The 10400-nt window shown below is 33.3% G+C and carries 11 protein-coding genes; all 11 read right to left on the minus strand.

The features are described from left to right. Positions 1-4: 4 nt before the first annotated feature. Entirely contained in the window at positions 5-1339 is a 1335-nt protein-coding gene (gene rseP, locus AB1410_11720; protein MEW6457368.1) for an RIP metalloprotease RseP, read from the minus strand. After that, positions 1336-2502, minus strand: a complete 1167-nt coding sequence (locus AB1410_11725; GenBank protein MEW6457369.1) for a 1-deoxy-D-xylulose-5-phosphate reductoisomerase — start codon at positions 2500-2502, stop codon at positions 1336-1338. The genes rseP and AB1410_11725 overlap by 4 nt, the downstream gene beginning before the upstream one ends. Beyond that, positions 2499-3326, minus strand: coding sequence for a phosphatidate cytidylyltransferase (locus AB1410_11730; GenBank protein ID MEW6457370.1), 828 nt, complete (start codon positions 3324-3326; stop codon positions 2499-2501). The genes AB1410_11725 and AB1410_11730 overlap by 4 nt, the downstream gene beginning before the upstream one ends. After that, entirely contained in the window at positions 3323-4111 is a 789-nt protein-coding gene (locus tag AB1410_11735) for an isoprenyl transferase (protein MEW6457371.1), read from the minus strand. The genes AB1410_11730 and AB1410_11735 overlap by 4 nt, the downstream gene beginning before the upstream one ends. A gap of 13 nt (positions 4112-4124) precedes the next feature. Next, the gene (locus AB1410_11740; protein MEW6457372.1) at positions 4125-5258 is read right to left on the minus strand and encodes an ABC transporter permease; all 1134 of its coding nucleotides are present in this window, start codon (positions 5256-5258) and stop codon (positions 4125-4127) included. After that, entirely contained in the window at positions 5255-6388 is a 1134-nt protein-coding gene (locus AB1410_11745; GenBank protein MEW6457373.1) for an ABC transporter permease, read from the minus strand. The genes AB1410_11740 and AB1410_11745 overlap by 4 nt, the downstream gene beginning before the upstream one ends. 4 nt (positions 6389-6392) lie before the next feature. Then, complete coding sequence (locus AB1410_11750; GenBank protein ID MEW6457374.1) at positions 6393-7178, minus strand: ABC transporter ATP-binding protein; 786 nt, start codon at positions 7176-7178, stop codon at positions 6393-6395. Between the two features lie 16 nt (positions 7179-7194). Further along, complete coding sequence (locus AB1410_11755) at positions 7195-8109, minus strand: ABC transporter ATP-binding protein (GenBank protein MEW6457375.1); 915 nt, start codon at positions 8107-8109, stop codon at positions 7195-7197. A gap of 2 nt (positions 8110-8111) precedes the next feature. Next, positions 8112-9092, minus strand: coding sequence for an efflux RND transporter periplasmic adaptor subunit (locus tag AB1410_11760; protein MEW6457376.1), 981 nt, complete (start codon positions 9090-9092; stop codon positions 8112-8114). 53 nt (positions 9093-9145) lie between these two features. Then, positions 9146-9925 carry a sulfite exporter TauE/SafE family protein gene (locus AB1410_11765; GenBank protein ID MEW6457377.1) on the minus strand — a complete coding sequence of 260 codons (780 nt, stop codon included), beginning with the start codon at positions 9923-9925 and terminating at the stop codon, positions 9146-9148. A 293-nt stretch (positions 9926-10218) separates the two neighbouring features. Continuing rightward, positions 10219-10400: hypothetical protein (locus AB1410_11770; protein MEW6457378.1), on the minus strand; the 182-nt coding region annotated here is incomplete at its 5' end.

Raw genomic sequence — 10400 nt, forward strand, 5'->3', positions numbered from 1 at the left:
TTATTTACCAGGGAAAGATTGTTTCCCATCCTTTAGGAAATTTCTTCACAATATCATTAATAATGATAAATACCATCAGAAGAATGAGAAAGCCAAATCCAATTTGAATAACAATCTCTTTAAGTTTTAAGCTGAAATCTTTTCTTATGATACTCTCTAACGTAAGAATAAATATATGTCCTCCATCAAGGCCTGGAATCGGAATCAGATTAAAAATTCCAAGTTGAAGAGATATAAGAGCCATAAAAGAGATGAAGGAGATGAAACCTGAACGGACTGCATGGTAAGAAAAATCAGCAATCTCAAGGGGTCCACTCAGGGTTTTTATAGATATCTTTCCTGAGAATAGCTTTCTTAATACATCAAACACAAGAAATGCCATTTTCCAGTTTTCATGAATGCTATTCCCTATGGCACTGAAAAAAGAATATCTTTTTATTGAAGTTTCAATTTCAGGATTTATCCCTATCATCCCAAAATCATCCTGTTTATAAGGAATTATTTTTATTTCTTTCAATTCCATGTTTCTTTTGACTGTAAATGTTAATTCAGTATTCGGGTTTGCCCTCACAATTTTTCTCAACCCATAGTAATTTTCGATGGGTTTTCTATTTATTTTAGTAATGAGGTCTCCTTCTTTTAATCCAGCTTTTGAAGCAGGAAATCCGGAGACAATAAATCCTATCTTAGGAGGAAGCTCCCAGTAGAATCCTGCATAACCCATTTCAAAGGGAGTCTGAGATTCAGTATTCAGGATTAAATTCATAACTTCGTAATTTCTTTTTATTTTTACCTGAAGGGATTTCTTTGGGTTTGTTGAAATAATGATTTCAACATCCTTCCAGTTATTGATTTCTTTTCCGTCGATACTGAGTATTATATCTCCTACATGGAGATTTGCTTTTTCAGCTGGCGAGCCTTCTTCTATCCAGCCAATCCTTGCCTGTTTTTCAAGATAAGCAGGAATTGAAACACCTATGAGGTTCACCAGTGTAATAAAGAAAACTGCAAGGATTATATTCATAACAGCACCCATTATAAGAATTAGAAATCTTTCCCATCTCTTTCTTGAGAGGAATTCATCGGGAAGGCCCTGTCTTTCTTCATTTGGTTCTTCTCCTGCCATTTTTACGTAACCACCAAGAGGAATCAGGCTCACTCGATAATCTGTATTTTTCCTTCTTATTCCAAAGAGTCTTTTTCCAAAACCGAATGAAAATGTTTCTATCCTAACTCCAATTAATCTTGCCGTTATGAAATGACCAAATTCATGGAAGAAAACCATTATTCCAAGAACGACTATGAATGATAATATTCTTCCCAATATAGATTCTATCAATTAATTCCTCCTGATTTTTTTGCTATTTCAAAAGATTTAGCTCTTGCCCATCTATCTAATTTTAATACAGTCTCAATGTTTTCAATCTTTTCTTTTTTGTGGTTATTCATAATTTTTTCTATTAATTCTGGAATATACGTGAATTTAATTTTTCTTTGCAGGAACAAATTGACAGCAATTTCATTGGCTGCATTCAACACAATAGGCATAGACTCGCCTTCTTTCAGTGCTTGTATGGAAAGAGAAAGACAGGGGAATTTTTTCGGGTCTACTTTGTAGAATTCAAACGGAGCCAGATCTTCAAGGTTCACTCTTTTTATCATGCTTGTTGGTCTTTTCGGATAAAAAAGAGCATACTGAATGGGAATTTTCATGTCGTTCTGGCTTAAATAGGCTATAATTGATCCATCGATGAATTCCACGAGAGAATGGATGATGCTCTGGGGATGAATATACACCTCGATCTGATCTGGATGAAGGTCAAAAAGCCAGCGTGCTTCGATAATTTCTAAGCCTTTGTTCATCATTGAAGCTGAATCTATGGATATTTTCTTTCCCATTTTCCATTTAGGATGAGTGAGGGCTTCTTCAACTGTTACATTGCTCATTTCATCCAAAGAATGATGAAGAAATGGGCCTCCAGAAGCAGTTATGATTGTTTTTTTTATTTCTTTTCTTTCAGTGTTTTTCAAAAGCTGAAAAATTGCATTATGCTCAGAATCTATTGGAATTATTTTTGCATTCTTCCTCTTTGCTTCTTCCATGAGAATTGGTCCGGCTGTAACAAGAGATTCTTTGTTAGCAAGAGCTACAGTTTTACCACTTTTAATTGCCTCATAGGTTGGAAGAAGCCCTGATATTCCTACTATTGATGAAACAACTATATCGCAATCAGGATATGAAGCTACTTCCTTTGCACTATCTTCTCCCCAGCATACTTTGACCGAATTATTTTTTATGTATTTTTTGATTTCATTGGCATGTTCTTTTTTCCTGATCGAGACAATTTCTGGAGAAAATTTTTTTATTTGCTCTATCAGGAGTTCAAAATTTTCTCCTGCTGACAATCCGATAACCTTGAAGTTTTTATGGTATTTTTCTACTACTTCGAGGACACTTCTTCCTATGGAACCTGTAGACCCAAGAATACAGATTTTCTTCATTTTTCTAAATAGAATTTTATAATAAAATAGAAAAACGGAGAAGAAAAAATGAGGGAATCAAGTCTGTCCAATATTCCGCCATGTTCTCCAAGGAGGGATGATGAATTTTTTACTTCAGATGCTCTTTTGAATAAAGATTCAAATGGATCGCTCAATTGGGCCACAAGACTTAAAAGAATTGAAGTTAGTAGAATTTTTTCATAAGGAAATCCGGGAATGATTGCGTAGTATCCAATTATGCCACCAAGAAGGCTAAAAACAATTCCTCCGAAAAAACCTTCAAGGGTTTTGTTAGGAGATGCAATAGGAAAGATTTTCCTATTTCCAAAAAGATAACCAATAAAATATGCTCCTGTGTCCCCTAAATAGATAACGAGTAAAAGGAAAAGAATTAACAGGGGTGAAATTATTTTTAAATAGAAGAGGAAATTCAGTGTAAAACTTATATAGAAAATTCCGAATAGTGTTATTGAGATATTGGGGAAGAAATCTGGTAATTTTTCTTTAGAATTGGTAGAGATAAGAAAATAAAAGGAAATAATGAGTATAAGAATGAAAAGTAAGAAATCCCAGGAAAAAAACTTTGTATAGATTTCAAAGGCAAGCAAGATTGAAACAAGAGCTCCTAAAAGAAAACTCGGATTGAATTTTTTGATTTTAGAAAGAGAATAGAACTCTCTCAAGCATAATATTATTACAATTTGGAGGAGGAGAAAAAAAAATAAATCAGGAAGATACATAATGGCTAAATATGCAATGGTCAATAAAATTATTGCTATCGGCACTCTTTTTTTTAAATTGTTGAATAAATTTGTTCCGTTCATATTCTTCCAAACCTTCTTTCTCTTTTCTGGTAATTAACAATTGCCTGTAAAAGATGAATTTTTCTAAAGTCTGGCCATAGGACAGGAGTTATCCAGAGTTCTGTATAAGCGATCTGCCAGAGAAGAAAATTAGATACTCTCAATTCTCCTGAAGTCCTTATAAGGAGGTCAGGGTCAGGAAGGTCAGGGTTGTAAAGGAATTTTTTAAAAATATTTTCGTTAATTTTAATGATTTTTGAATCGAGTATTTTATTAACGGCATCGATTATCTCAGTTCTTCCGCCATAATTCAGAGCAATGATAAGATTAAAATTTTTGAAATTTTTTGTTTCCTCGATTGCTCTTTTTAACTCTGTTTGTATATCTTTGGGAAGTTCAGAGATTCTTCCGATCACATTTAACTTGATTTTGTTTTTAATCAGAATATCTTTTTCTTTGTATAGGTATTCTTTCATTAAATTCATAAGGAAGTTTACCTCTGTTCTTGGCCTTCTCCAGTTTTCTTTGGAAAAAGCGTAAAGGGTCAGATATTTTATTCCGATTCTCCCACAGGCTTCAACCGTTTCTTTTACTGATTCAATTCCTGCTTTATGTCCTTCGATTCTTTTTAAGTTTCTCTGTTTTGCCCATCTTCCGTTTCCATCCATTATGATGGCAATATGGCACGGCAGCCTTGAGAAGTCTATTTTGTTAATCAGCTCTTCTTCTGGAGAACCAGGAAGTATATAATTCTCGAGCCCCTTTTTCATCACAAAATTATATTCTTTTTCGATTTCATGTGTCAAAATTGCTTGTTTATTAATCTAATTTTTTTCTAAATCTGATTACACTGAGGGTCATTATTATGACTCCAAGTAGGAAGAGAGCTAAAGTTTCATCCCATAAAAATTCTATTCCAGTTCCTTTGAGGAAAATATTTCTTATTATTGTAAGAAAATATCTCAAAGGAATTATATATGTAATAGCCTGAATTATTTTTGGCATGTTGTTTATCGGAAAGATGAACCCTGAAAGAATGATCGATGGAAACATTATAAAAAATGCTGAGGTGACCATTGCCTGCTGTTGTGTTTTTGAGATTGTTGAAATGAAAAGTCCGAGTCCAAGGGAAGTGAGTAGAAATAATGAACTTAGCGCAAAGAGAAGAAGAACGCTTCCTTTAATTGGAACTTTAAACCAAAAAGTTCCGATAACTACAACAAGGATTACATCGATAAACCCTATAATAGTGAAAGGCAAGAGCTTCCCAAGGATTAATTGAAAAGGTTTAATTGGTGTTACTATAATCTGTTCCAATGTACCCATTTCTTTTTCCTTAACAATTGCCATCGCTGTCAGAATTGTTGTCATAACAGTAAGTATTAAACATACTACTGCAGGAACCATAAAATTAGAGCTTTTAAGCTCGGGGTTATACCAGACCCGAGGTTCTGCGTTTATCTGAGAAGCTCTTTCTTTTTGTAAAATTTTCAATCTTGAGTGATGTTTTGTTAATGAAATTTTTGAGTAATTCATTGAAATCATCTGGGAATAGTTTCTTGCTATGTTGGCAGTGTTGGCATCAGATGCATCGAATAAAAGTTGAATGTCCGTTCCTCTTCCCCTCTTTATCTCTTTGATAAATCCTTTTGGAATTGTTATTGAAACAATGGCTTTTCCACTTTCAAGATATTTATCTATATGTTTTGGAGAATCGACAAAATATCTAAAAGAAAAATATCCTGAATTTGAAAAACTTTTTAAAATCTCACGGCTTTGTTTTGAGTTATCAAGGTCACATACTACAGTTGGAATTTCTTTTATATCAAGAGTAGCTACATATCCAAGAATAATCAACTGTAGTACAGGTGCAATGAATAGAATTGGGAACATTCTCGGGTCTCTTCTTAATTGAATAAATTCTTTTTGGATAAAATTTATTATTATCCTCATTTTAACCTTTTATTTATCATTATTGAGCTTGCTACAATCATAAAAGATGAAAAAATTACCAGTGCGACGATTTGCTCCCAGAAGGCTAAAAACCCAGCACCTTTTAGAATTATTGCCCTGAGAATTACTAAAAAATATCTTGCAGGCACGATAAAGGTTATCCATTGAATTATAGCTGGCATGTTTTTTATGGGAAAGATAAAACCCGATAAAAGTACTGTCGGCAGCATTGTTGTTAAAAGGGCAATCATAAAAGCTACCTGCTGACTTTCAACAATTGAAGATATAAAGAGTCCATATCCAAGAGCTCCAATTAAAAAGATTAGAGTTGACATAAATAAAAGTAGCAGGCTTCCTTTAATTGAGATGTCAAATAAAAGCCATCCAACAATTAGAATAATAGTGGTTGAAAATAGAGATACAAGAACATAAGGAAGGGTTTTCCCTGCTATTATTTCAGATGGCTTTATTGGTGTTACTTTCAATTGCTCTATCGTGCCTTTTTCTTTCTCTTTTACTAAAGACATTGTAGTGGATACAACTGAGGTTATCATAAGAATAAATACAATAAGCCCTGGGATAAGGAATTTTGATGTTTTAAGTTCAGGGTTGTACATCATCCTGGATTCTGAGTTTATTGGTAGTTGAAAAGATTTATTTGCTATGGATTTTAATTTCTCGTTGATTATTTTTACTGTGAAATTCTGTACAAAACTATTTAAATACCCTAAAGCTGCAATTGAAGTGTTTGAATCTGAGCCATCGATTATTATTTGAACTGAAGTCATATTTCCTCGTTCAATTGATTTCGAAAAATTATTAGGAATAATTAGTGTCACAGATATTTCTCCTTTGGAGATATACTCATCAATCTCATTTGAATTTGTGAATACTTTTTTCAGGTAAAAATATTCTGAATGAATTAGTGAATTGATAAAATCTCTACTTTTTTTAGTGCATGATTGGTCATATATTCCCATACGAATATGTTTTACATCGAAGTTTAAAGCATATCCATATAGTATAAGGAGGAAGGAGGGGAAAATAAGGAGTAAAATCAGAGTTCTCAAATCCCTTCGAATTTGTTTGAATTCTTTTTTGGATATTGAAAAAACCCTTTGGTTTATCATAAATTTATCCTTTGGACTTCAAAGGGTTATGTTTGAATTCTTCCCTTTCTTTTTCCATAAGATATACAAAGGCATCTTCGAGGGTAGGAGAAGGTATTAATCCTTCATAAGATGATTTTTCTTTTAGCTCTCTGGGAGTTCCGATGGCAATTAGTTTTCCATTATAAATTAATCCAAGGCGATTGCAATATTCAGCCTCCTCTAAAAAATGAGTTGTAACAAAAATTGTTATTTTTTTATCTGAGAGTTCATAGATTAATTCCCAGAAATTTCTGCGAGAAATAGGATCAACTCCACTTGTAGGCTCATCAAGAAATACAATTTTTGGATTATGGAGAATTGCGCATCCTAAAGCAAGCCTCTGTTTCCAGGCGCTTGAAAGTTTTCCTGTTAACGCTTTCTCTTTTCCTTCTAAGTCAGACATCTGTAATGTCCAGTTTATTTTTTCATTTATTTCCTCTTTAGATAATCCATATATTCCTCCAAAAAAATTTATGTTTTCTTCAACAGTGAGGTCATTGTAAAGAGAAAATTTCTGTGTCATGTATCCTATATTTTTTTTGACTTTCTCATGGGTTTTTCTTATGTCAAATCCACCCACTTTTGCTGTACCATTAGATGGTTCTAAAAGCCCGCATAGCATTCTGATTAAAGTAGACTTTCCTGCTCCATTTGGACCCAGGAAACCAAATATCTCACCTTTTTCTACATTAAAGCTAATGTTATCCACTGCTAAAAAATCACCAAATTTTTTTGTCAGGCTCTCAACTTCGATTGCAAATTCTTTCATGATAATTTTAGAATTTTCAATTTGAAAGCAGAGAAATAAAAGTATCTTCAAGAGAAGGTAAGATTTCTCTTATTTCTGATACTTCAATTTTATTTTCGAAAAGAAAAGATTTTATTTTCTCTTGGTTTATTTTAAGTCTGTCAATTTCGATATGAATGCTGTTTCCAAATATGTAAACTTTTAGTATGTTTGGGAATTTTTTCAACAATAGATAGGCATCTCGAATAGGTGATGCATTAACTTCTAATATTGAGAAAGGAAATTTCTTTTTTATCTCATATGGAGAGTCTAAAGCTATTAATTTTCCTTCATTTATAAGAGCAACTCTTGAAAATTTTTCCGCTTCATCAAGATAGGGAGTACTAATAAATATTGTGATTCCCTCTTTTAATAAACGATCAAAAATCTTCCATAATTCTCTTCTCGATAGTACGTCCACTCCTGTAGTTGGCCCATCAAGAAATACAATTTTTGGGTCATGAACAAGCGAGCAGGCGAGGGCAAGTTTTTTATACATTCCGCCAGAGAGTTTTTCAGCCAACCTTTTTCGAAAATCGGTGAGTCGGGTAAATTTAAGTAATTCATCTTTTTTTGTTTTAAAGTTTTTTGTCTCATATATTTCAGCAAAAAAATCCAGGTTTTCGTCAACGGTTAGGTCACCATAAAGGGTGAATTGTTGAGAAAGATAGCCAATGTATGGCTTAACTTTATTTTTTTCTTTTATCAAATCAAAACCAAGTATTTTTACATTACCTTCAGAAGGACTCATAACTCCGGATAACATTTTGATTATGGTTGTCTTTCCTGCTCCATCTGGACCAACAAGGCCAAATATTTCGCCTTGGGCAACTTTTAAATTTAAGGAAGACACTGCTTTTACGGACCCAAAATTTTTTGAAAGATTGAAAGTATCAACAGCGGGGAGTTTCATTATTATAGAAGGGATGCATCTGCTGGCATTCCAGGTTTAAGGATATATTCAGGGTTATCGATTTCTATTTTTATTCCATAAACAAGTTTTACTCTTTCTTCTTTTGTCTGAATATTTTTTGGAGTAAATTCTGGCTCTTTTGCAATGTTTACCACCTTTCCAATAAATACTTTTTTCGGGTATGAATCAATTCTTATTTCTGCTTTCTGACCGAGAAAAACCTTTCCAAGATTAATTTCACTAAGGTATATTTTAAGAAATACTTTATCTAAATTAGTAATGACTACAACTGGAAATCCAATTTCGATTAACTCTCCTTTCTCAACAAGCTTTTCAGTTACAAATCCTTTAACAGGAGAGGTAATTTCACAATCTTCTATTTTTTTCCTTAGGATATTTATCATAGCTTTTGTTTGATTTACTCGAGCTTCAGCAATTTTTATCTCTTCTTCTCTTGCTCCCCCTTTTATTTTTTTTAGGACCTCTTCCGTCTGCTTAAATTGAGAAATTGCTATTTTATACTGAGTCTCTGCATCTTCCATCTGTTTGGATGTTGCACTTTCTTTTTCGTAAAGATTTTTAGTTCTTTTTAAATTGTCTTCAGCATTTTCTAAATAAATTTTTGCCTTATGAAAAGATTCCTCCGCCTGCCTTATATCTTCTTTCTGCGCACCTTTTTTTATAAGTTTTAATTGCTCTTCTACAATAGTGAGGGAAGCTAATTGTTCTGTTAGCTGAAGTTTAAGTTCTGTTTTATCTGTTGAAGCAATTTTATCTCCCACATCAACTTTATCTCCTTCTTTTACATAAATCTCTAAAATTTCTCCTCTTGCTTTTGAACTCAGAGTAACTTCTACAGCTTCAATTGTTCCTGAAGCTTCTATTTTATTCTTAGATTTCTTTGAACAGGATAAAAAAAATAAATTCAAAATTAGACTGAGTATCAGGGTTAATCTCAGTTTATTTAAAAAAAATTTGCTCATTTTAATAAATGACTTAATGTCTCAATAGATGAATAATTTTATCATTTTCTTTTTTATTTTAACACTGAAGTTAAAACTATTCTTAGACTCAACAAGAATATTCCAATTCCCACTAAAATTCCAAGGATATGATGGGGGATTTTTTTGCTTAAATAAGCTGCAAAAGGTGCAATTAGTATTCCACTCAAGACTAAAAGAATTACAATATCCCATCTAAAATTTTCATATCCAATGAGTATTATGAACGTAATTGTGATAGATATGGTGACAAAGAATTCCGCTAAATTCGCTGAACCTACTGCTTTTCTTGGCTCTGTTCCACTGATTACAAGGCTTGGAGTACAGATAGGCCCCCATCCTCCACCGCCCATAGCATCTATGAAAGCAGCTGCAAACCCTAGGAAGGATAAGAATAATTTATTTGGGTATCTATAGAATAACAATACCTTGTCTCTGTTTCTATTTAGAGCAAATCTTATCAAAATTAATATTCCCATATTTCCAAGGATGATGCCAACTATTATCCTTACTGGTTTTAATGGAAGGCTCACGAGCCCAAAAGCACCGATAACTCCTCCGATAATTCCAAACACAGTAAGAGGAGTAAGAATATTTCTGCTAACATTTCCAAACCTGAAGTGGGAAACACCAGATGTAAAACTGGCAAATATTTCAGAAGTATGTACGCTTGCACTAACAATTGAAGGAGTTATTCCAATTGAGATTAAAATACTTGAAGTGGTGACTCCATATCCCATCCCGAGAGTTCCATCTATAAGCTGGGCTAAACCTCCTATCAAAAAAAATAAAATTGATTTCGCTATCCAATCCATAAACTCTAAACTATATTGGAAAGTCCTATTTCTGTCAATTTGAAATTGGGCTTTTATCATTCTTAAGGGAAGCCAACCATCTTCTGAGCGATATATCAACGAGCATCTTAATACTTAGAAGAGAATGAATTCTAAACATAAAAGAGTGAGCAGGAAGGGTGGCGGAGAAACCGAAGGTTCCTGAAAACCGTCACGAATGCGTAGCGGGATAAGTGAGGGGGGGTGAAGCATGAGTGCTCCCGCACTAACTGTATTTATTCCAAAAAAATTAAGTGATTGAAGTAGAGATATTCTTAATTCCTTAATTTATAGCAAACGCATAAAATAATGTTACATGTAGGGCAAGGTTTTAGCCTTGCATTAAGCAACCCTAAAATAAGCTCACCTGATAAGTACCCATGCTTATATTCACTAAAAGAACCGTATTCTGGCATTCCTGTACTAACCACATTGCACCTTCTTATGTGCTTCAATA

This window comes from Acidobacteriota bacterium (genome assembly GCA_040756905.1).
In the GTDB taxonomy this organism is placed as follows: domain Bacteria; phylum Acidobacteriota; class Aminicenantia; order JBFLYD01; family JBFLYD01; genus JBFLYD01.